22 protein-coding genes, 1 tRNA gene, 1 pseudogene and 1 riboswitch are annotated in these 21,004 nt (G+C 33.1%); of the genes and pseudogenes, 12 read left to right on the forward strand and 12 right to left on the reverse strand.

All coding sequences use genetic code 11. The features are described from left to right. Nucleotides 1–110 precede the first annotated feature (110 nt). The 6 genes from C8C87_RS00005 (at nucleotide 111) to C8C87_RS15970 (ending at nucleotide 2,414) form a co-directional block, all read left to right on the forward strand. Nucleotides 111–347: a delta-60 repeat domain-containing protein gene (locus tag C8C87_RS00005; protein WP_158589722.1), complete on the forward strand. Its 237-nt coding sequence runs from the start codon at nucleotides 111–113 to the stop codon at nucleotides 345–347. Nucleotides 348–429: 82 nt separating this feature from the next. Beyond that, nucleotides 430–543 carry a delta-60 repeat domain-containing protein gene (locus tag C8C87_RS15965; RefSeq protein ID WP_369869851.1) on the forward strand — a complete coding sequence of 38 codons (114 nt, stop codon included), beginning with the start codon at nucleotides 430–432 and terminating at the stop codon, nucleotides 541–543. 96 nt (nucleotides 544–639) lie between these two features. After that, complete coding sequence (locus C8C87_RS00015) at nucleotides 640–1,134, forward strand: hypothetical protein (RefSeq protein WP_121340689.1); 495 nt, start codon at nucleotides 640–642, stop codon at nucleotides 1,132–1,134. A gap of 18 nt (nucleotides 1,135–1,152) precedes the next feature. After that, the gene (locus C8C87_RS00020; protein ID WP_147402351.1) at nucleotides 1,153–1,653 is read left to right on the forward strand and encodes a hypothetical protein; all 501 of its coding nucleotides are present in this window, start codon (nucleotides 1,153–1,155) and stop codon (nucleotides 1,651–1,653) included. 14 nt (nucleotides 1,654–1,667) lie between these two features. Further along, complete coding sequence (locus C8C87_RS00025; RefSeq protein ID WP_121340691.1) at nucleotides 1,668–2,075, forward strand: hypothetical protein; 408 nt, start codon at nucleotides 1,668–1,670, stop codon at nucleotides 2,073–2,075. 150 nt (nucleotides 2,076–2,225) lie between these two features. Beyond that, nucleotides 2,226–2,414 (forward strand): T9SS sorting signal type C domain-containing protein, encoded by a 189-nt coding sequence (locus C8C87_RS15970; RefSeq protein WP_158589723.1) that lies wholly within the window; start codon nucleotides 2,226–2,228, stop codon nucleotides 2,412–2,414. Between the two features lie 64 nt (nucleotides 2,415–2,478). On the opposite strand, the pseudogene bioB reads toward C8C87_RS15970, so the two are convergent. From bioB to C8C87_RS00070, 8 genes and pseudogenes are all read right to left on the reverse strand, one after another. Next, nucleotides 2,479–3,563, reverse strand: a pseudogene (gene bioB, locus C8C87_RS00035) (biotin synthase BioB). A gap of 65 nt (nucleotides 3,564–3,628) precedes the next feature. Beyond that, nucleotides 3,629–4,066 carry a hypothetical protein gene (locus C8C87_RS00040; RefSeq protein WP_099713822.1) on the reverse strand — a complete coding sequence of 146 codons (438 nt, stop codon included), beginning with the start codon at nucleotides 4,064–4,066 and terminating at the stop codon, nucleotides 3,629–3,631. Between the two features lie 225 nt (nucleotides 4,067–4,291). Next, entirely contained in the window at nucleotides 4,292–4,741 is a 450-nt protein-coding gene (locus tag C8C87_RS00045; protein WP_121340693.1) for a hypothetical protein, read from the reverse strand. A gap of 114 nt (nucleotides 4,742–4,855) precedes the next feature. Continuing rightward, complete coding sequence (locus C8C87_RS00050) at nucleotides 4,856–5,785, reverse strand: bifunctional riboflavin kinase/FAD synthetase (protein ID WP_121343242.1); 930 nt, start codon at nucleotides 5,783–5,785, stop codon at nucleotides 4,856–4,858. 98 nt (nucleotides 5,786–5,883) lie between these two features. Beyond that, entirely contained in the window at nucleotides 5,884–7,926 is a 2,043-nt protein-coding gene (locus tag C8C87_RS00055; protein WP_121340694.1) for a T9SS type A sorting domain-containing protein, read from the reverse strand. A gap of 153 nt (nucleotides 7,927–8,079) precedes the next feature. Next, nucleotides 8,080–8,754 (reverse strand): aminoacyl-tRNA hydrolase, encoded by a 675-nt coding sequence (gene pth, locus C8C87_RS00060; RefSeq protein ID WP_121340695.1) that lies wholly within the window; start codon nucleotides 8,752–8,754, stop codon nucleotides 8,080–8,082. Between the two features lie 271 nt (nucleotides 8,755–9,025). Then, complete coding sequence (locus C8C87_RS00065) at nucleotides 9,026–9,637, reverse strand: 50S ribosomal protein L25/general stress protein Ctc (RefSeq protein WP_099713819.1); 612 nt, start codon at nucleotides 9,635–9,637, stop codon at nucleotides 9,026–9,028. 91 nt (nucleotides 9,638–9,728) lie between these two features. Then, nucleotides 9,729–10,670: a ribose-phosphate pyrophosphokinase gene (locus tag C8C87_RS00070; protein WP_099713818.1), complete on the reverse strand. Its 942-nt coding sequence runs from the start codon at nucleotides 10,668–10,670 to the stop codon at nucleotides 9,729–9,731. Between the two features lie 219 nt (nucleotides 10,671–10,889). Between C8C87_RS00070 and C8C87_RS00075 the strand changes: the two genes are divergently transcribed. Further along, a tRNA-Leu gene (locus tag C8C87_RS00075) sits at nucleotides 10,890–10,969 on the forward strand. Nucleotides 10,970–11,685: 716 nt separating this feature from the next. Here C8C87_RS00075 and C8C87_RS00080 read toward each other — a convergent pair. The 3 genes from C8C87_RS00080 to C8C87_RS00090 form a co-directional block, all read right to left on the reverse strand. After that, nucleotides 11,686–12,006, reverse strand: coding sequence for a hypothetical protein (locus tag C8C87_RS00080; protein ID WP_121340696.1), 321 nt, complete (start codon nucleotides 12,004–12,006; stop codon nucleotides 11,686–11,688). A gap of 27 nt (nucleotides 12,007–12,033) precedes the next feature. Further along, entirely contained in the window at nucleotides 12,034–12,423 is a 390-nt protein-coding gene (locus C8C87_RS00085) for a hypothetical protein (protein ID WP_199716361.1), read from the reverse strand. Then, the gene (locus C8C87_RS00090; protein ID WP_121340697.1) at nucleotides 12,420–12,809 is read right to left on the reverse strand and encodes a hypothetical protein; all 390 of its coding nucleotides are present in this window, start codon (nucleotides 12,807–12,809) and stop codon (nucleotides 12,420–12,422) included. The genes C8C87_RS00085 and C8C87_RS00090 overlap by 4 nt, the downstream gene beginning before the upstream one ends. Continuing rightward, a riboswitch (SAM-I-IV-variant riboswitch) is annotated at nucleotides 12,801–12,898 on the reverse strand. It overlaps the preceding gene by 9 nt. A gap of 254 nt (nucleotides 12,899–13,152) precedes the next feature. Between C8C87_RS00090 and hsdR the strand changes: the two genes are divergently transcribed. From hsdR to C8C87_RS00110, 4 genes are read left to right on the forward strand one after another with little or no spacing between them, the layout of a single operon-like run. Next, a complete protein-coding gene (gene hsdR, locus C8C87_RS00095; protein ID WP_121340698.1) occupies nucleotides 13,153–15,573 on the forward strand; it encodes an EcoAI/FtnUII family type I restriction enzme subunit R in 2,421 nt (806 codons plus the stop codon). Nucleotides 15,574–15,578: 5 nt separating this feature from the next. Beyond that, on the forward strand, nucleotides 15,579–16,115 hold the full coding sequence (locus tag C8C87_RS00100) for a hypothetical protein (RefSeq protein ID WP_121340699.1): 537 nt from the start codon (nucleotides 15,579–15,581) through the stop codon (nucleotides 16,113–16,115). Beyond that, nucleotides 16,115–17,542, forward strand: coding sequence for an N-6 DNA methylase (locus tag C8C87_RS00105; RefSeq protein ID WP_121340700.1), 1,428 nt, complete (start codon nucleotides 16,115–16,117; stop codon nucleotides 17,540–17,542). Before C8C87_RS00100 ends, C8C87_RS00105 begins: the two co-directional genes overlap by 1 nt. Continuing rightward, nucleotides 17,539–19,041: a restriction endonuclease subunit S gene (locus C8C87_RS00110; protein ID WP_121340701.1), complete on the forward strand. Its 1,503-nt coding sequence runs from the start codon at nucleotides 17,539–17,541 to the stop codon at nucleotides 19,039–19,041. Before C8C87_RS00105 ends, C8C87_RS00110 begins: the two co-directional genes overlap by 4 nt. Nucleotides 19,042–19,098: 57 nt before the next feature. Here the strand turns inward: C8C87_RS00110 and C8C87_RS15790 are convergent, their stop codons facing one another. After that, nucleotides 19,099–19,260, reverse strand: coding sequence for a hypothetical protein (locus tag C8C87_RS15790; RefSeq protein WP_158589724.1), 162 nt, complete (start codon nucleotides 19,258–19,260; stop codon nucleotides 19,099–19,101). 158 nt (nucleotides 19,261–19,418) lie between these two features. On the opposite strand from C8C87_RS15790, the gene C8C87_RS00115 reads away from it, so the two are divergent. Then, nucleotides 19,419–20,993 (forward strand): reverse transcriptase domain-containing protein, encoded by a 1,575-nt coding sequence (locus C8C87_RS00115; protein ID WP_121340702.1) that lies wholly within the window; start codon nucleotides 19,419–19,421, stop codon nucleotides 20,991–20,993. Nucleotides 20,994–21,004: the final 11 nt, after the last annotated feature.

Consider the following 21,004-nt stretch of genomic DNA (forward strand, 5'->3'; position numbering starts at 1 on the left):
GTACTTGCAAATAGAATAACCAGAATCTTCCTGACGGACTTTAAGATCCCACTTTTTATCACGGGATTAGGCTCAAATAATCAAATCTAATGCGCTCGCATTGCAGCCAGATGGAAAAATTAATTATTGCTGGAAATTTCACAAGTTATAATGGGATTTTGGTGAATAGAATTGCCCGTTTATTGCCTAATGGAATTCTTGATTTCACTTTCAATACAGGTTTAGGTGCAGATGCTATAGTAGAAGCGGTCTTGTTGCAGACCGGATGGAAAAATAGTTTTAGGGGGAACGTTTTTGCTACTTTTAATGGAGTTTCTTATAATCGAATGATTCGTTTTGAATACTGACGGAAGTATTGATTCCGGTTTTTCTGTTGGCATTGGCTTTGATAAAAATGTATATGCAATTGCCTTACAGTCTGATAATAAATTGATTGTTGGTGGAACATTTTTAAGTTATGGAGGTGCTTCCGCAAAAAGAATTCTGAGGCTGAATAGCAACGGGAAGTCTGGATGCCACTTTTGCATCAGGAGCAGGTTTTAGTAATGGAGAGATTAGAACTATTTTGGTCCAGCCGGATGACCGGGTTTTACTTGGCGGAACTTTCTCGGCACTTATAATGGAATTGCTGTAAAACGAATGCTGAGATTGCTTTCTTCGGGAGTTTATGACACTGCTTTTTCCGTAAACTTAAACGGTACGCTGTTTAGCACTTGTTTTACGCCAAATAATAAAGTAATTATTGGAGGAAGTTTCAATTCTGTTTCTGGAATAACAAAGCATCGTGTAGCCGAATTAAACTGTGTACAAAGTTCTGTATGGAACGGGATTGCATGGAGTAATGGGCTGCCATCAGTTGAAAGAACATTAATTTTCAATGGTAATTACAGCTCACTTGCTTCCGTAAATTCCTGTTCTTGTTCAATTAGTTTGGGGAAATACGGTTACTGTTCCAGACGGAAATACTCTGGGATAGTTTTTGATTATTCGGGTTTAGGCACGTTGATTTTAGAAAACAATGCGGCACTTTATCAATCCGAGGATCAGGTCAGCAATACAGGAATTATTCAGTTAAAAAGAAAAACGACACCAATCCTGAAACAGATTATACGTATTGGTCTTCTCCGGTTTTAAATTCAAAAATTGATTGATGTGTCTCCAAATACACCTTTGGACAAGTTTTATTCTTTTGATGCTTCATCAGATTCATGGTTCAATGAGCTTTCAACAACTGCAATGACGGTTGGTAAAGGATATATTATCCGTGGTCCAGAATCTTTTTCGGGTGCAGTTAAAGGGTATCATGAAGCAGTGTTTGTTGGTGTTCCTAACAATGGATTGGTATCAATTCCAGTTGGTGCTACAGATACGTCGAATCTTATTGGGAATCCATATCCTTCAGCGATTGATGCCAATTTATTTATCAATGCAAATAATGGAATTTTAGAGGGAACCATTTACTTCTGGACGCATAATACTGCGATTAATAATAATGTATATACTTCGGATGATTATGCGGTTTATAATTCATTAGGAGGTGTTGGTACGAGTGCGTCTTTGAGTTCAGGCGTTAATAATACAAAGCCAGATGGCAAAAATTGCTTTCTGCTCAAGCTTTTTTTGTCACTGCTATCAATGGTGGCGGAATTGTAAAATTCAATAATAGTATGCGAATAATTGGGCAGAATTCAAGTTTTTTTAAATTAAATACGACCAAAAAAGCAAAAACAAATGAGATAGAGAGACATCGCATTTGGTTGGATTTATATAATAGTGAAGGCGCTTTCAAACAAATATTACTGGGTTATGCAACTGGGGCGACTGATGATTTTGATAATTCTTTTGATGGTGAAAGTTTTAATGGCAATGAATATTTAGACTTTTACAGTATTATTCAAGATAAGAATTTGGCAATTCAAGGCAGGGCTTTGCCATTTGAAGAAACTGACGAAGTTAAATTAGGGTTTACGACTACGATAGCGGGTGCTTTTACGATTAAAATCGATCAAGTGGATGAATTATTAGCGCGCCAAAATGTTTTTGTTGAGGATAAATTCAACAACAATATTGTTTAATTTAAAGAATGAAAATCTAACTTTTAATACTGCTGTGGGAATTTTTAATGATCGTTTTGTATTGCGTTTTACCGATAAAACTTTGGCTTTGAATGAACTTGAAAAGATAAAGAATCAGTTTTAGTGTTCAATGAAAACAAACAATTACAAGTGAATTCTACTAAAGAGTTCATCGATGAAATTTCAATATATGATTTGGCTGGAAGAAAAATATATCAAAGGAATAATATAAATGATATTGATTTCTCGTTACTTAATTTGGCGTCGAATCATCAGGCATTAGTGATAAATATAGTTTTACAAAATGGTCATTCAGTTGTAAGAAAGGTAGTTTATTAAAATATTGGGATAAAAAAAACCATCTGTTCAAAACAGATGGTTTTTGTGTTATTTGAATCGATATTTATTTTTCTTTACCGGATGCTTCAAGATTTCTTTCAATAGTATGCCCTGGTCTTGACCATTTTGGTTTTTCTCCCAATGGTGCAAATTGAGAATCTTCAGCTTCAACGGTTTGTGGCTGAGAAACTTTTGTAAATGGTTTTTGTGGATTTAAACCTAACATTTCAAACATTTTCATGTCTTCGTTTACATCAGGATTTGGAGTAGTTAATAATTTATCTCCTGCAAAAATAGAATTGGCACCAGCAAAGAAACACATGGCTTGACCTTCGCGGCTCATATTCATTCTTCCGGCTGATAAACGTACTTGAGTTTCAGGCATGATAATTCTCGTGGTGGCTACCATTCGAATCATTTCCCAGATTTCTACCGGTTTTTCTTCTTCCATCGGAGTTCCTTCAACAGCTACCAATGCATTGATTGGCACAGATTCAGGTTGTGGGTTTAATGTAGAAAGTGCTACAAGCATTCCTGCTCTGTCTTCGATGCTTTCCCCCATACCAATTATTCCCCCGCTACAAACAGTAACATTCGTTTTACGAACATTCTCTATGGTTTGCAAACGGTCTTCAAATCCGCGTGTTGAAATTACTTCTTTATAATATTCTTCTGAAGTGTCTAAATTGTGGTTGTAGGCATATAAACCTGCTTCCGCCAGTCGGTGCGCTTGGTTTTCGGTAATCATTCCAAGGGTACAGCACACTTCCATATCCAGTTTGTTTATGGTACGGACCATTTCAAGCACTTGGTCAAATTCAGGGCCGTCTTTTACGTTTCTCCAAGCTGCTCCCATGCATACACGTGAAGATCCGCTTGATTTTGCGCGTAAAGCTTGCGCTTTCACTTGGCTAACTGACATTAAATCATTGCCTTCAATTTCAGTGTGGTATCTTGCTGCTTGTGGGCAATAGCCACAATCCTCAGGACATCCACCAGTTTTTATGGATAATAATGTCGAAACCTGAACCACATTAGGGTCATGGTGTTCTCTATGTATAGAAGCTGCTTCAAAAGCAAATCCATCATAGGTTTATTATATATTGCGATAATTTCGTCTTTCGTCCAATTGTGTTTTGTAATACTCATCGATGCGATTTTTTGATGGACCAAAAGTAGTTAAATTGTTCTAAAGAAGCAATGCAATAGCTAAGTTAATCAGTTATATGACGGTTGTTCCAATATAACATTAGCAACATAGTAACAATTACTGAAGAGGCTATTCCTTCAAAAAGTAAGCAAATCGAATAAGTATTTACCGAAGGGTTTCCGCCAAATAAAAAAGTCATTGGTAAGGATTTTACATAGGCGTCGCCTCCATTCATGTAGCTGTAAGTCACTAATCCTATGATGCTTAAAAAGACACCTATTAGTGAAGTTATCATTGCCGAAACTGCATTGTCAACAAAGTTTTTTTTACCTTCATTGATGTTCATTTCAATTGTTCTGTTGACACCGTAAAACACAAAAAACACATTCAAAAGACGCAAATAAAACAAATCAGCATAGCCGAGTGCATTCATGAGTAAAAAATATGCTCCAATTCCAATGAAAATAATTCCTCCGTTTAATAACTCTTTTGGTAGTTTCATACGATTCGTTTTTAAAAATTAAAAAACAAACTTCATTATGCAATAGAATAGAGATGTGAAGTGAAAAGAGTGTTCTTTTTTGAAATCTATTGCTATATAATGGTGTTATTTATCGTTTTTCGATAAATACTTTTGGTGTTTTTTCAGTGAAATATTTGTTCTATATTCTTTTATTACAGCTATGAATTATTTCTTCTTTAAGGTCTAAAAGTAAAATAGATTCAATCAATTTTGGTGTTTGTCTGAAGCGTAACGGGTGTCCCAATACAGCATTAGCATGAATGTAACAATTACGGCCGATACTATTCCTTCAAATAACAAGGAAATAGAATATGTCATTACGGATGGATTTCCTCCAAATAAAAAGGTTTTTGACAATGAGCTTACATAGGCATCGCCTCCCTTTGAAAAGCTGTAAATTATCAGTCCAATGATGCTTAAAAATATTCCTGTAAGTGAAGTGATTAATGCTGAAACTGCATTGGAAACCAATATAGTTTTACCTTCAGCAAAATTTGATTTTAAGGTTCTTTGGGTTCCGTAAAATACAAACAGCACATTAATCAGACGTAAATAATATAAATCAGCAAGACCTAAAGCCTCCATTAATAAGAAATAAAGTCCAATTCCAATGAAAATAATAAATCCGTTCAATAATTCTTTCGGTAGTTTCATATGGCCAGTTTTAAAATTTAAAAATTACACCTTTATGATAAACAGTATATTACAATCAAATTTACAGAAAAAATAGCAATGTTTTATGAAAATATAAAAGATTTTTATTCAGAATTAAAATTTATTTAAGAACTCGAGTGCCATTTTTTTGTCTTTCTCAAGTTGTTCTTTTAGGAGGTCAACAGATTCAAATTTTTGTTCTGAACGAATCCTTTGCAGTATTGAAACGCTGATTTTTTGATTGTATAAATCAGCATTAAAGTCAAAATAATGAATTTCAATAGATTGTTTTTGTCCATTAACAGTAGGATTGAATCCAATGTTCATCATTCCAAAAACACTTTGTCCATCAATTATGCTTTTTACAATATAAACTCCGTTTTGCGGAATCAGTTTGTAGTTTTCTTCGATTTTTAAGTTGGCAGTAGGAAAACCGATTGTTCTTCCTAATTGTTTTCCTTGGATAATACTTCCGGTTAGAAAGTAATTGTATCCTAAATAATCATTGGCCAAAGCCATATCACCTTCTAATAGCGCATTTCTGATTTTTGTAGAGCTTACCGAAATGTCATTGATTTCCTGAACTGATATTTGTTCTACTTCAAAACCATATTCTTTTCCATAAGCGATAAGATCATCGATGTTAGCTGTTCGATTTCTTCCAAATCGATGGTCGTGACCAATAACTATTTTTTGGATATGAAATCGATCAACAAGAATGTTACTCACAAACTCTTCGGCGGTTAGTCTCGAAAAAGCTTCGTCAAAAGGATGGATAACAAGGTTTTCAATACCAATCTTTTCTAGCAAATCTATTTTTTCGTCTATGGTATTGAGTAGTTTTATGTCAGAATGCTCTTGTAAGACCATTCTGGGATGAGGAAAAAAAGTAAGAACTAAGCTTTCGTATTTTTGATTTTCAGTGTTTTGGGTTAATTTTTTTAGGATTTTTTTATGCCCAATGTGTACTCCGTCAAAAGTGCCTAAGGTTAGAATCGTTTTTTTTGTGGAGCTGAAATCGTTTATAGAATGGAAAATCTTCAAAGCAAGTGTTTTATAATAGTGCAAATTTAAGGTATCCAATCGATATAACTAAAAAAGGATTGAAAACTTCAATCCTTTTTTAGCTCATTTTATGTTTTTTATTTTTTAATAAACCGAATTGTATTGGTTTCGGATTGATTTTTCGATAATTTTAAAAAATAAATGCCTTGCGATAAGTTAGAAATATTTACACTAAGGTCTTCTGCTGATTCGATTTTTTTCGATTTTATTATTTGACCTAAGCTGTTAATAATAGTGTAAGCTTCGGGAGTGTCTAATTTATTTTCAACAACGATGTTCAATAGGTTAGAGGTTGGATTTGGATAGAGATAAACTGAATTTAAGTTTTTAACGTCATTAGTTGATAGTGAATTGATGCTGAACTTAGTTGTTTCGCCTCCTCCAAAAGCATCTCCTGATGCAATAACCTCGCCTGTAGGAGTATTTAAAACATAAGATCCCGCTCCGTATTCACAACAAATACCATCGTCTTGACTGTCAAAAATTGAAAAAGTATAACAGTCATTACTAGCAAGGTTAAAACTGGTGGTTATTAGTGCTGGCAATGGTCCAGTTTCATTATCGGTATCCGTATACGGTCCGCCTTCATACAATATGACTCCTGCGGTGTTTGTTAGTTTCCATGTAGTTTCTGAGCCGTAATGGTCAAGTTGCAGGGAAAAATTTATGGTATTAGACGAGTAGTTTACATTGTCTGCAATCTCAAAATTAATTGTACTACTGTTATTAGAAGCGTTTTGATCAGTCGTTCCATTTACACTAGTTATGGTGGAACTAAAATTATGGCTCCCTACCGTTGTAGTTAAGCTGCTTAAAGTAATGTCTTGTGATTGATTATTGGTAAGATTACCAGTCCAGTTATAAGTTTGTAAGTTTTGATTATCAATGCCATATTGTATGGACGCTTGGGTTAAAGGAGAGGTTCCTTTATTTGTGATTTTTACGACTGGCGAGAAATTTTTACTGCAGTTAATATTTAGAGTTACAATCATAGTTGAGGCATCATTGCTAAAAGTGACTCCTGGAACAAGCGCATCAGAAGTTTTTAACGAAACTCTTCTTGTGGAATTGTTCATAACGGTTATCATACGAGTTTTTTGGTCTGCTGTGAATATGTTCATGCAGGCATCATTCGTATAGTCCATATAATTTTCAATCATGTCAAACCCTGGCGATGTTGGGCAGGAATCAACTCCTACCGGACACCCTTGATTTTCTTGACCTGCATTTGGAGTGTCCGCGCAAAAATCATCTACCGTACAATCTCCATCTCCCCAAATATGTCTTAGTCCAAGCCAATGTCCTACTTCATGTGAGGTTGTTCTGCCTTTGTCATAATCAGTTACGTATGTTCCTCCTGGAAAGTAGCTTGATGAACCAAAAAAGGCATAACCTATTACAACTCCATCAGTGTTAGCTGGACCTTCATTGGCATTTATTCCCGGTAAGCCGGATGCGTTTGGAAATTGTGCATATCCTAAAAGATTGTTTCCCGTGAATTTAACGACCCAAATGTTAAGATATTTTTCAGGATTCCATTGTGTCTGAGGTTTTACAATAGCATCAATCTCATCAGTTGACCAGCTTTCTTTTCCTAAGTCTACACGGTTTATTCCATTTGATAAAATTCCCGAAGGATCCCGTTTTGCAAGCGCGAATTCAATTTCAACATCGGCTCCAACAGGATTGGTGTTAAAACCTGGAGTTCCTGATTTTTTTCTAAAATCTTCGTTCAGTACTTGAATTTGCGAGATTACTTGTTGGTCAAATATGTTTTCCTCGGAACCTATCAGGTTTCCATTATGAATAACGTGAACTACAACCGGAATTGTTATGACAGCGTTTTGTCTTAATCCTTTAGAGGTGTTTTTTATTTTTTCTTTTTCAATTGTAATTTTTGGAGCAATCCATTGTTCAAATTCAGAAGTAGATAATCTATTCGGATTTTTGGACTTTAAATACTCTTCGTATTCTGTAGTTGCGCAACGAATGAAAGAACCTTGTTTGATGATTTTCTTTTTACCAAAAAGGATGACTTCAGTTGAATTATTTACTTGAGCAAACGAATAATTGGCTGAAAAAAAAAGGGAAAGTAGGAGTATAAAAGTAATTTTTTTCATGTTATAAGCTCGTTGGTTTTATCTAAAAAAATTTTGATATAAGAGGTCAATTTTTCTGATAATTAATAAAGATGCATTAAAATTAATTATTATTATCGTGTAATACAAATTAATTCAAAATCCATTTGATTAATGGTCAGGAGTGTACCGATTTTATTTCCCGTTAAATGTGGTCATCGTATTTTCCAGCCCTGCGGCTCCAAATGATTTTATAATCTCCGAGGCCAGTTCTAATCGTTCAGGAAGTGCCAGTTTTTCTGTGTCATCCCATTCGCCAAGAACATAGTCAACTTGTTTTCCTTTTTTGAATTCGTCGCTGATTCCAAAACGGAATCTAGTGTAGTTTTGCGTATTCAGGACCAGATTGATGTTCTTTAACCCGTTGTGTCCGCCATCACTTCCTTTCGGTTTAATGCGGATGGTTCCAAAGGAAAGATTCAAATCATCGGTAATCACAAAAATATTTTCCAAAGGGATATTTTCTTTATCCATCCAATATTTCACTGCTTTTCCGCTCAAATTCATGTACGTGTTTGGTTTTAAAATAAAAAAAGTTTTTCCTTTAAATTTGTATTGAGCAAGGGAACCCAGTTTTACAGTTTCGAAAGAAATTCCTTCTTTACGAGCCAAAAAATCGACTACTTTAAATCCTATGTTGTGACGTGTGTTTACATATTCGGCACCAATGTTACCGAGTCCAACTATTAAAAATTTATTACTCACGCTTTCTATATTGTTTTTTTGGTGTTTGTGAACCTCTGGTTTTATATAATCCGTATTGTCATCTGTGTTTGTTGATGAGAATAAATTTGAAATCCATTTTATCATGTTGCAAAAATAAACTTAATTAGAGTATTGGACTATTAGATTTTCGAAAATCGTTATTGCCAAGAAAATATTTCTGGATAGCCCTGATGGGAGTGGAAATCCTTTTTATCCTGAACTTGTTTCTGGATAAAAAGATTGTAACATACAGCAGGAGATGAGTTGTTGTGAAAATGGATAGCTGTGCTCCTGAATAGAATCTGAAACGAGTTCAGATTAAATAAAAAAAGCACCAGTTTTACAACTGATGCTTTCTTGAATGATTGAAAAAATATTATTTTTTCTTTCCTTTTGCAGGAGCTTTTGCTGCTTTTGCTGCTTCTTGAGCTGCTTTCATAGCCGCACGAGAAATCTTCACTTGACAAATAACTGTATTGTCTGGGTGCATGATTTTGAAGTTTGGAGTAGGTACTTTAGTAACGTATAATTTGTTACCCATGTCAAGTGGTGTAATGTCAGCTTCAACGAAATCTGGAAGATTTTTCGGTAATGCTTTTACTCTTAATTTACGGTTGTTCAAACGTAAATCTCCACCTGCCATAACTCCTTTAGAGTTACCAACGATTTTTACTGGAACTTCCATAGTGATTTCTTTGTCATCAAAAATTTGAAAGAAGTCAATATGTAAAATCTTGTCAGACACCGGGTGAACCTGAATGTCTTGTAAAATAGCGTTAAATGATTTTCCTTTTCCAAGATCGATCTCAACTGTGTGAGCGTTTGGAGTGTAAACCAAGTTTTTGAAAGCCATAACTTCTGCTGAGAAATGAACTGCCTGATTTCCTCCGTATAATACGCAAGGAACCAATCCAGCATTACGTAGGGCTTTAGTTGCTACTTTACCCACGCTTTCTCTTTCTGATCCTTTAATTGTAATCGATTTCATTGTAAAAAAAATATAGTTATTAAATAATATTACTTGTTTGGCCTTTAGTTTTTGGCTATCGGCATGATTTTATAACTTTAAGACTTGTGTCTTACATTATAAACTTTCCACTAATGGAATTGTTGTGGTGCACCATGTGCATAACTTCAGCAAAAAGAGGCGCACAACTCAACACTCTTATTTTGTTTGATTCTTTCTTCAACGGAATAGAATCGGTAACTATTAATTCGCTCAATTTTGAGTTTTCAATTTTTTCGTAAGCCTCGCCAGATAAAATAGCGTGGGTACAAATTGCTCTTACGCTCAAAGCTCCTTTTTCTATCATTAAATCGGCGGCTTTCGCCAAAGTGCCTCCGGTATCAATCATGTCATCTACTAAGATTACATTTCTACCTTTAACCTCACCAATTAATTCCATCGTGTCAATCACATTGGCGGCTTTTCTCTGTTTGTAACAGATAACCACATCTGAATTTAAAAATTTAGAATAGGCATACGCTCTTTTAGAACCTCCCATATCAGGTGATGCAATAGTCAAATTGTCTAAACCTAAACTTTCTACATAAGGTAAAAAGATAGTTGAAGCAAAAAGATGATCCACCGGTTTTTCAAAGAATCCTTGAATTTGATCGGCGTGCAAATCCATTGTCATTACTCGTGTTGCCCCAGCGCTTTCTAATAATTTCGCTGTCAATTTTGCCCCTATCGGAACTCTAGGCTTGTCTTTTCTGTCTTGTCTTGCCCATCCAAAATAAGGAATTACTGCAGTTATATGTCTTGCCGAAGCACGTTTTGCAGCGTCAATCATTAATAACAATTCCATCAAATTATCTGCATTTGGAAAAGTCGAACAAACAATAAAAACACGTAATCCTCTGATAGACTCTTCATATGAAGGCTGAAATTCACCGTCGCTGTATTTTGACATGGTGACTTTCCCTAATGGGATTCCGTATTGCTCTGCTATTTTTTCTGCAAGATAGACACTTTGTGAACAAGCAAAAATTTTAGCTTCTGGTTCTAGGTGTGACATTAATTTGTTGTTTTGTAGTTAGTTAGTGTGTTTCGTTTTACCGAGGTGCAAATTTATAAAATTTATTCAACTCTGAAAGGAAAAAATTAAGTATTTTTAGTAGAACATTTAATATTATTTTTTACATTTGCACCGTGTTAAAGGAATTGATGGTTGATTTAAACACAATCACATCTTTTATTGCGTTGAAATGACTGTTGTTATTTCATGTCTAGCTAAGCCCGGATGGCGGAATTGGTAGACGCGCTGGTCTCAAACACCTGTGGGAAACCGTGCCGGTTCGACTCCGGCTCCGGGTACTTAAAAAGTCTGTAATTACTTGTTTATCAAGTATTACAGGCTTTTTTTAATTGTATTTGCCCGACCATTGCCCGACAAAAGAGAAAGCACGCAAAATAAAGCCATTTTTCAATGTTTAAATTTCTTGTATATTATAGTTGCTGTGTTTTAAATTTTAGAATAAATGGATAGTATAGATACAAACACCTATTAATGTCTTTTTCCTGTTAAGATAGTTTTCATCTCCTTCAACTTATATAACGTTTTTCAATTATACAAAGTAGGTATTAAGTTATAATATTACTATCATAAAGAAGTGACAGTTTGTTATTCTGTAAATAACCTAGACAGGCATTGCTATTCATCAATATAAAAGCGAATAAAAATACCTTAACTGGCCTGTTTTACTATAATGTTACAAATCACTGATACAGGGTATAAAATCCCTCGACCAGTGAACAACATAAAATTTCAAAACAAATCGTAGAAAAACATTTTTCAACTAGGGGGGTGGTTGTTTTAAAAATCGTTTTCCTTTTCAACCACCTACCCCATACTTTATATACAGTCCTTAGCGCCCCTATTTTTATAAAAAAATAATGAAATAGGCCTCTATAGTCTAATCTTGCTATTTTAATTGTTTTGTACAAGCTAAAGTAGCTACTGCCAAAAGCATTCTTAGAAATTTCGCATCAATAAAGTTGGCACTTCTGTTCAATGAATAATTGTTATTGCATTATCTTCTTGCATTAGGTTCAAACATAAGTCCAATATATTTTAGACTAAGTATAAACGCAATTACCATCACTATGATATAAATATACCTAAAAGCTACAAACTTATCTTTTTCAGAATTACGCCTCCTTATAAACTCAAGACATAAAATCATAAAAAATAGCCCTGAAAGCAAATATGGAATATTGTCTGATATATTATTGATGTATCCATAACCAGTGGATTCCTTTTTATCAACGTATTCAAACAAAAGCATGGATAGAAATAGTGGAAATGCTAACTCAATGCTACCTGTGGCAAGTTTAGTAATCGTTGTTTTCATAGATAATTATAGTTTAATGTTTTTTATTTAAATCCTTGGGTCTATTGCTCCATCAATTTCCAGCATAATTGTTTCGTCTGGAAACACTATCACTGTTCTATTTTGTTGCATTTTATTAAGCAGATGTAACCCCAATTTTATAATTTCTTCTTTAAACACCTCAATTTCTAACGGGAATTTAGGGTAGTTAATAAACTCAAGTTTTAAATGCTTTTCGTCTTGACCACTTAGCACAATATTACATTCACTTACAGATGCACTTAAATATATATTTGCTTCATCAATTCTTTGTTTTTGATATTCTTGAAGTTCATTAATCAGATAATCTTTATTGTAATGTTCTTCACTATAACCGATTTCCAAACCAAGTGTTATAATTGCTGTAAAGGTTTTTATTGATTTTGTTATCATTATCATTCTTGGGTATATTTAAACATCTCTATTTTATCGAATGTAAGATTTTGCACTGTAGCAATTGTTCTTGTTGAAAAAGCTCCCGAAAAAAAATAGGTAATTATGGCATATTCTTGATTGATATTTAATCGTTCGTAATTAATAGCTGGATAATACTCATACTGTTTTTTATTGGGTTTTTGAAGTTTCAAAAAAGTACTAACACCAGCTATACTTTGGTCGTATAAGTCTCGTTCTTCATAAACAGTATTGACTTCTTTAAGAGCATCAAAACTCAAATTATAAAACACAATATCAAAATCTAAATAAATTTTAAAGAGGTTGTCTTTAGCTTTATTAGATTGCAAATCGTGCGTTGCTACAAAATTAAATGGTGGTATTTTAAACATAATTTTTCCTTAGTTTAGGCTCATTGTTTCAGCACCTTCGCGTGTGGTCGCAGGTTGCTACTACTCAATTGTAGTTCTTAATGATTTTTCAAATATATAAATTTTAAAATAAATAATAATTAGAGCTGAACAAAAATTCATAATATCATTAAAAGTGGGTATAGTAAAATCCTACAAAATATCGTTTATTTACACAGGTGCAATCAAAACGAATTAAACAGAATGGAAGTGGTATAAAATAAGCAGACCGTTTACGGTTTTCTTCAATTTCATTCCATTGCTTTTTAGTATGTTTGTATGCAATCCAATATATTTAGTTTATTATACTTCAAAGCGTAAAAGGATGAACAAAAAATTATTTTCCGAAGCAGATATTAAAGAGAAGTTTATAACACCTGCAATAATTAATGCGGGTTGGGATGAACACACTCAAATTATTAGAGAGTATTCAATTACTGCTGGGCGTATTTGGGTAAAAGGTAAAATGACTGCAAGAGGAAAGAAACTTTTTGCTGATTACGTGCTTTATATTTCTGGAATTCCGGTTGCAATTATTGAAGCAAAAGAAAATAACCTTTCTATAAAGTCAGGAATTCAACAAGCGTTGAAGTATTCTAATTTAATGGATATTCCTTTTGTATTTAGTAGTAATGGTGATGGTTTTCATTTTCATGACAAAACAATTACGGATGGGGATATAGAACAGACTTTTCCTTTAAATGAATTTCCTTCACCTGATGTCCTTTGGGGAAAATATAAAAAATACAAGGGGATTGTAACAGAAACCGAAGAAAAAATAATTTTGCAAGATTACTTTGCAGATAGTGATAGAAAACCAAGATACTACCAACAAATAGCAATTAACAGGACTGTTGAAGCCGTTGCAAAAGGGCAACCTCGAATTTTATTAGTTATGGCAACAGGAACAGGTAAAACCTATACTGCTTTCCAAATTGCCTATCGATTATTCAAAAGTAAAAGCAAACGTAAAATTCTCTTTTTGGCAGATAGAACTTCATTAGTTGACCAAACATTAAGAGGTGATTTTCGTCATTTTAAAGATGCCATGACGGTGGTAAAAAAGAAAGTTATAAATGTTGATGGTAAAGATCTTTTGGTTTCTAACAATAAACGTGGTATTGATAATGCCGATAAAGCATTTGATATATTCTTAGGACTCTACCAAGGATTGAGTAATTCTAATCCAGAAATCCCTGATGCTTTCAAAGATTTTTCACCTGATTATTTTGATTTAATTATTGTAGATGAGTGCCATAGAGGGAGTGTAAAAGAAGATAGCAAATGGCGCCAAATTTTAGAATATTTTAATTCAGCTACGCATATTGGTTTAACTGCTACACCAAAAGAAACAAAACAGGTGTCGAATATCCATTACTTTGGTGATCCTATTTACACCTATTCTTTAAAACAAGGAATAGATGACGGTTTCTTAGCACCTTATAAAGTAGTTAAAGTAACATTAGATATTGATGCTGAAGGTTGGCAACCACCTCAAGGATTTACTGATAAAGAGGGTAATATTGTTGAGCACAGAATATACAACACAAAAGATTTCGATAGATATATTGTAGTTGAAAACAGAAGAAAATTAGTTGCTAATAAAATAACTGAATTTCTTAAACTGAACAATCGTTTTGATAAAACCATTGTGTTTTGTGTCGATATTGAACACGCTGAAGGAATGAGAGCAGCTTTGGCTAATGCCAATGCAGATTTGGTTAAGGAAGACAATAAATATGTAATGCAAATTACAGGCGATAATGAAGAAGGAAAACGGGAGTTAGATAATTTCATAAATCCAAGTGAAAAATATCCAGTAATCGCAGTTACTTCAAAGTTAATGACAACTGGTGTTGATGCTCAAACCTGCAAATTAATTGTCTTAGATAGCAATATTGGCTCTTCAACAGAATTCAAACAAATTATAGGTCGTGGGACACGTATTAATGAAGAATACGGTAAAACCTACTTTACCATTATGGATTTTAGAAATGTAACTCATCATTTTGCTGACCCTGACTTTGATGGTGATCCAGTTTCTATTATTGAAATAGAGGGTGACGGACCTATTGATATCCCGGAACCAGATGGGCCAGTGACAATTGACGACCCAGATTTTCCGGAGCCTGAGTATCCCGAGCCGACCGATGCTGAAGGGGTTGAAGAACCAAAACCAAAGTATATAAAAAAAATAATTCAAGGAGTTGAAGTAAAAATCATAAACGAAAGAATACAATATTTAGGTGTTGATGGCAGAATTATTACAGAAAGTATAATTGATTACACCAAGAAAAGTATTGGAAAGCAATATGAAACCTTAGATGATTTTCTTCAAGCTTGGAACAGTACGGATAAAAAGAAAGTCATTATTGAGGAGTTAGAAAGTAAAGGGATTTATTTTGATGCGTTACGAGAAGAAGTAGGTATGCAATTTGATCCATTCGATTTAATTTGTCATATTGCTTTTGAAATGCCAGCTTTATCAAGAAAAGATAGGGTAGACAATGTGAAAAAGCGAAACTATTTTACTAAATATTCCACAAAAGCTCAAGAAGTTTTGTCTAATTTATTAGAAAAATACGCCGATGATGGATTGTTAACGATTGAAAGTATGGAGGTTTTAAAACTCAAACCAATCAATGAATTAGGAACGCCAGTTGAATTGATTGAAGCCTTTGGTGGGAAACCACAATACGAATTAGCAATAAAAGAATTAGAACTAGAAATATATAAAGAAGCTTAAATTTTATGTCACATTTTACACTATGCGAATATTCTCCTGAAAAAAGTAATACTGCATTAGGAAAAATAAATTTCCTAAAAAAGAATTGTACTAGTTTTAATAATCCCTCCATTAAGCCTTTTTTAGTTGTTTTTGAAAATGGATTAGGAAAAATAAAAGGAGATTATATTAATGAGATGAAAAAGATTTACAAATTAGAAGAGGAATTTTATTTCCTAGTTCCTGTCTCTACTTGCGATTACTTTGTAAATAAAATTAAGCAATGGATTTCAAATGAATTTGCTAATGCAGTTGATATTAGTAGTTGTTTTACAGAAAATCAGCCAATAGATATGGCAAGACTTGGCACTAATGCAGAAGAAAGTTTAACAAGAAGTTTAGTTATTTCAAATGATTTAATTAACAATACAATTAATAAATTATTTATTGCCGACGATGTTTACAGTACAGGAACTTCAATAAGAGTTTATAAAAATAAAATTCAGGAACTATTCAATAATGAAATTGAATTTAGTTATGGAACATTAATAAAAACACAATAATGGCAAATGTAGGTGCGGTAATAAGCAGTATTAGAAACATAATGAGACAAGACAGAGGGATCTCTGGCGATGCACAACGATTAGAACAACTTGGATGGATGCTGTTCTTGAAAATTATGGGAGATAAAGACCAAGAATTAGAAATAATAAAAGAAAACTATGTTTCAGTTATCCCTTCAAAATTTCAATGGAGTAGTTGGGCTACTAATTCCGAAGGGATTACTGGTGATGAATTATTAGAATTTATTGATAGCAATTCAGAAGATAATAAAGGACTATTTGCTTCACTAAAAAACCTGACAAGCAGTACAAATCCGGAACGGGCTGCTATTGTTAAAGAAGTTTTTGATGGTTCTAACAACTATATGAAATCGGGTTATGAATTACGAAAAGTAATCAATAAACTCAACGAAATAAATTTCAATAATTCAGAAGATAAACACATTTTTGGAAACATTTACGAAAGTATTCTTCAAGAATTGCGTGATGCGGGCAACAAAGGAGAATACTACACTCCTAGAGCTGTAACGCAGTTAATGACCCAAATGACCAATCCTAAACTGGGCGAAAAAGTGTTAGACCCAGCAGCAGGAACAGGAGGATTTTTATCGGCAGCTATTGACCACGTTCGTGAAAACTATGTAAAAACGGTTGATGACGAACACATATTACAAAAAAGTATTTCGGGTTGGGAATTAAAACCAGTAGCCTATGTATTGGGGCTAACCAACTTGATATTACACGAAATGGAAGTCCCAGATTATCATTATATTGATAGTTTAAAAAAAGAATACAACAGTATTGGCAAAAAGGACCGTGTAGATGTAATCTTGGCAAATCCTCCTTTTGGTGCAAGTATTGCCGACGGGGTTGAAACTAACTTTCCAGCTTCTTACCGTTGTAAAGAAAGTGCTGATTTGTTTGTAATTCTTATGATACAATTACTAAAAGTCAATGGTCGTGCGGCTATCGTTTTACCTGATGGCTCTATTACTGGGGAAGGAATTAAAGCGCGTATTCGTGAAAAATTATTAACAGATTGTAATCTTCATACGATTATTCGTTTGCCTCAAAGCACGTTCTTTCCAGCAACGGTTGGTACTAATTTATTATTTTTCGAAAAAGGGACACCAACTAAAGATATTTGGTATTACAGACACGAATTACCAGTTGGCCAAAAAAGTTATTCTAAAAAGAAACCCATCCAGTTTGAAGAGTTCAATCCAATTATGCAATGGTGGAATGACAGAAAAGAAAGCGAGGTCTCTTGGAAAATAAATATAAAGAATTTGAACAATTGGGATTTGGATATTAAAAACCCTAATAAAGTTGTTGAAGTAATTGAGTACAACAGATCGGATGTGATTGATAAAATGACCAAAAGCCAAGATAGAATTAATCAGTTATTAAAAGAGTTAAGTCTATGATTTTATCATTCAAATTTATCCCTCTTACTTTTTTGAATGATGAAGACGAAATAAAAAAACAAATTCGTAATACCATCATTCTAAAGTACTTTTTTCAGAGAAATTCCGAGATTGTTCATTTGGCAGACTTAATTACGGGTACACAATATGGTTACAACGCTTCCGCATTAGTACAAGGAAGAAATAAGTTTTTAAGAATTAGCGACATTACCGATGGTAAAGTAAACTGGAAAACAGTGCCTTATTGCAATTGTAGCGATGAAAAAACCTACTTGTTGTTTCCAAATGATATTTTAATTGCTAGAACCGGTGGAACAACTGGAAAGAGCTTCTTAATTTCAGAACCTCCTTCTTTATCTATTTATGCGGGCTACCTCATTAGAATAAGAGCTAACGAAGAAACAAACCCAAACTATTTAAATCTTTTTTTGAACAGTTATGTGTATTGGTCCCAAATAGTATCACTCAATGAAGATAATTTTAGACCGAGCGTAAATGCTGAAAAACTAAAAAAATTAATATTACCTAAATGCGACCAAAACGCTCAAAAGGATGCTGTTCATATCTCAAATGGTAAATTGATTAGCGGTTATGATGATTTGTACAAATTGATCGAGGAGACTTTAGTAAAATATGACAAATTAAAGGAAATTCAAGTTGAAAAAAGAAATCAACTTAATTTACAAAAAATGCTTACACAATCTATTCTGACAGAAGGAGCAAAAGGTGAATTATCAAAAAACTGGCGCAGTGAAAATAAAAATATTGAATCAGCTTCAAAATTATTAGCCAAAATTAAAAAAGATAAAGCACAACTAATTAAAGAAAAAAAAATAAAAAAGGAAAAGGATTTACTACCTATTAAATCGAATGAAGTTCCATTTGATATACCTGAAAGTTGGGTATGGTGTAGACTTGGAGATATTTTTTCCTCTACTTCTGGAGGAACACCAAATCGTTCAAATTCTCAATATTGGGGAGGAAAAATATCTTGGTATAAATCAGGAGAATTAAACGATAGTTATTTAGAAGTAAAATCTCAAGAAACTATTACTGAAATTGGATTAAAAGAATCTTCAGCGACATTATTTCCTAAAGGAACTCTATTAATTGCTATGTATGGAGCTACAGCAGGAAAACTATCAATTTTAGGAAATGAGTCTACTACAAATCAAGCTATTTGTGGTTTATTTGAAAATAAACTCGTTAATACTGAATTTGCTTTTTATTTTCTAATGGCACAAAAGAGAAAAATGATTTCTGAATCCTGGGGAATGTCGCAACCTAATATTAGTCAAACATATTTAAGAAATTTTTTATTTCCACTACCTCCATTTGAAGAGCAAAATAAAATTGTAGAAAATATAAAATTAGCAATTATAAATAATAATTTATTAGAAAGTGAAATATTAGAAAGTCAAAATCTTGGAAAGCAACTTTTGCAAGCGGTTTTAAAAGAAGCTTTTGAAGTTAAACAAGAAGAAGAAATAATGAATTAAGAATTAGTGAATAAGAGAGGAAGCCGAAGGATACGTTTTAAGGCATAGACAAATTGTCTAGATCAACATTAAACGCTGTTGAGCAGGTTGTATTTCAGAAATGCAAGAGAACATTGAATAAATGTCTCCCACCAAATCTGTTAATCCCAGCGCTGTTATTAACAGATTGCTGAGGGATAAACCAGCCGTTATAAACTCTTCTAAAGTGAGTTCTTTCATAGGACGAATATTTAGTAGCAAAGATATAACAATTATTTACCCGACTTGAAGGGGTGGTACGCAAGTATCGAAAGAGCATGTATTCTTCAGGTGTTGCAAAACACTAAAAGCATTACCTCGTAGTCAACCTCTCTTTATTCACTTTTAACAATAATTAAATGGTCAAAAAGGCTTTAGGAAAACAAAAAAAGGACTGGTTCAAACTAAAAAAATATCCGCATATTGGTTTTCCGCTTAAAGCTAAAGACAGATTTGTTTGGATAGAGGATTACATTAAAAATCCCGATAATATTTCCAAGCACTCCTTTTTACCATTTATACATAAAACAAGTAAAGTAAGGAAGTTTAGAAAAATATATTCATCAGAAACTGGTGTGTTAGTATATGAAATGGTTGGTAATAAAAAACACACTAGATATAAAAGTGAAAAACCAAGAGAATTATATTATGCAGGCCATTTAGATACCTTGGTTTTCAGTTACTATTCTGAAAAACTATCAAAAAAATACGAGGATTTCATTCAAAAATATAGCCTCGATGATGTGGTTACTGCATACAGAACAGTTCCAATAAATAAAGAAAAGCCAAAATCAGGAAATAAAAGTAACCTCAATTTTGCAAATGACGTTTTTCAGACAATTGATAATTATCCCAGCAATAATTTTGTAGCAATTGCTTTTGATATAAAAGGTTTTTTTGACAATCTAAATCACAAAATACTACGTGATAATTGGAAGATGATTTTGAATGAATCAACGTTACCTCCAGATCATTTCAATGTATACAAAAATATTACTCGGTTTAGCTATATAGATGTAGTTGATATCTTCAATACATTTCAAACTAAAATATTTGTCCAAAAGAAAACAGCTGATAATAAATTAGCTCCAATAAAGCGGCAAAAGGTTTCAAGAATAAAATACTTAAAAAATCAAAATGCAATTGCTTTTTGCACACCAAAGGAGTTTTTGGACATAAAGTTTAAGCTCATTAAAAAAATCACTAAAATAAAAGATGCTACAGGTCAAGCAGTCACAAAAGATTTTGGTATCCCACAAGGTTCTGCCATTAGTTCAACTTTAGCAAACATATATATGCTAGAGTTTGACAAGGCGGTTAATGATTATATTACACCTTTAAAGGGGTGTTATAGACGGTATTCAGATGACATGGTAGTTATATGTCCTTTAGAAAATAAGATCTCTGTTGTTGAGTTTTTTAACACTGAAATTGACAAAATAAAATTAGAAATTCAAGATGCAAAAACTCAAATTTTCCATTTTATAAGAGATGATGATAAGTTAGTTTGCGGTCAAGAATTCACTAGCTGTATAAATTGGAACAAAAATTTTATTTATTTGGGTTTTGAATATGATGGAACAACAGTTAGAATAAAATCGGCAAGTATCTCCAATTATTATCGAAAAATGAAGCGTAATATAAGAAGTGCTAAAAATTATGCTTCAAATCGTTTTAGTAGTAATCACGACAAAATTTTTAAGGCCAGAATATTAAAACGGTTTTCATACAAAGGATCTGAAAGAAGAAGAAAATACCTTTTGAATAAAAAGACAAACCATTTCGAAATATCACATCATTATATTTGGGGAAATTTCTTAGCATACACTAAAAAAGCAGCTAATAAAATGATGGGTAATAAAATAAACCAACAAACTAAAAAGCATTGGAATAAGTTGAATCAATTGTTAAAGGTAAAGTCTTTAAAATTATAATGTAAAATGTT

It is taken from the genome of Flavobacterium sp. 120, from assembly GCF_003633605.1.
Taxonomy (GTDB): Bacteria; Bacteroidota; Bacteroidia; order Flavobacteriales; family Flavobacteriaceae; genus Flavobacterium; species Flavobacterium algoritolerans.

Bases quoted from the DNA above. Each gene is read 5' to 3' on its own strand.
- C8C87_RS00005 (WP_158589722.1), top strand. From the start codon at position 111: ATGGAAAAATTAATTATTGCTGGAAATTTCACAAGTTATAATGGGATT.
- C8C87_RS00015 (WP_121340689.1), top strand. From the start codon at position 640: ATGCTGAGATTGCTTTCTTCGGGAGTTTATGACACTGCTTTTTCCGTA.
- C8C87_RS00025 (WP_121340691.1), top strand. From the start codon at position 1,668: ATGCGAATAATTGGGCAGAATTCAAGTTTTTTTAAATTAAATACGACC.
- C8C87_RS00040 (WP_099713822.1), bottom strand. From the start codon at position 4,066: ATGAAACTACCAAAAGAGTTATTAAACGGAGGAATTATTTTCATTGGA.
- C8C87_RS00045 (WP_121340693.1), bottom strand. From the start codon at position 4,741: ATGAAACTACCGAAAGAATTATTGAACGGATTTATTATTTTCATTGGA.
- C8C87_RS00055 (WP_121340694.1), bottom strand. From the start codon at position 7,926: ATGAAAAAAATTACTTTTATACTCCTACTTTCCCTTTTTTTTTCAGCC.
- pth (WP_121340695.1), bottom strand. From the start codon at position 8,754: ATGATAAAATGGATTTCAAATTTATTCTCATCAACAAACACAGATGAC.
- C8C87_RS00065 (WP_099713819.1), bottom strand. From the start codon at position 9,637: ATGAAATCGATTACAATTAAAGGATCAGAAAGAGAAAGCGTGGGTAAA.
- C8C87_RS00070 (WP_099713818.1), bottom strand. From the start codon at position 10,670: ATGTCACACCTAGAACCAGAAGCTAAAATTTTTGCTTGTTCACAAAGT.
- C8C87_RS00080 (WP_121340696.1), bottom strand. From the start codon at position 12,006: ATGAAAACAACGATTACTAAACTTGCCACAGGTAGCATTGAGTTAGCA.
- C8C87_RS00085 (WP_199716361.1), bottom strand. From the start codon at position 12,423: ATGATAATGATAACAAAATCAATAAAAACCTTTACAGCAATTATAACA.
- C8C87_RS00090 (WP_121340697.1), bottom strand. From the start codon at position 12,809: ATGTTTAAAATACCACCATTTAATTTTGTAGCAACGCACGATTTGCAA.
- hsdR (WP_121340698.1), top strand. From the start codon at position 13,153: ATGAACAAAAAATTATTTTCCGAAGCAGATATTAAAGAGAAGTTTATA.
- C8C87_RS00100 (WP_121340699.1), top strand. From the start codon at position 15,579: ATGTCACATTTTACACTATGCGAATATTCTCCTGAAAAAAGTAATACT.
- C8C87_RS00105 (WP_121340700.1), top strand. From the start codon at position 16,115: ATGGCAAATGTAGGTGCGGTAATAAGCAGTATTAGAAACATAATGAGA.
- C8C87_RS00110 (WP_121340701.1), top strand. From the start codon at position 17,539: ATGATTTTATCATTCAAATTTATCCCTCTTACTTTTTTGAATGATGAA.
- C8C87_RS15790 (WP_158589724.1), bottom strand. From the start codon at position 19,260: ATGAAAGAACTCACTTTAGAAGAGTTTATAACGGCTGGTTTATCCCTC.
- C8C87_RS00115 (WP_121340702.1), top strand. From the start codon at position 19,419: ATGGTCAAAAAGGCTTTAGGAAAACAAAAAAAGGACTGGTTCAAACTA.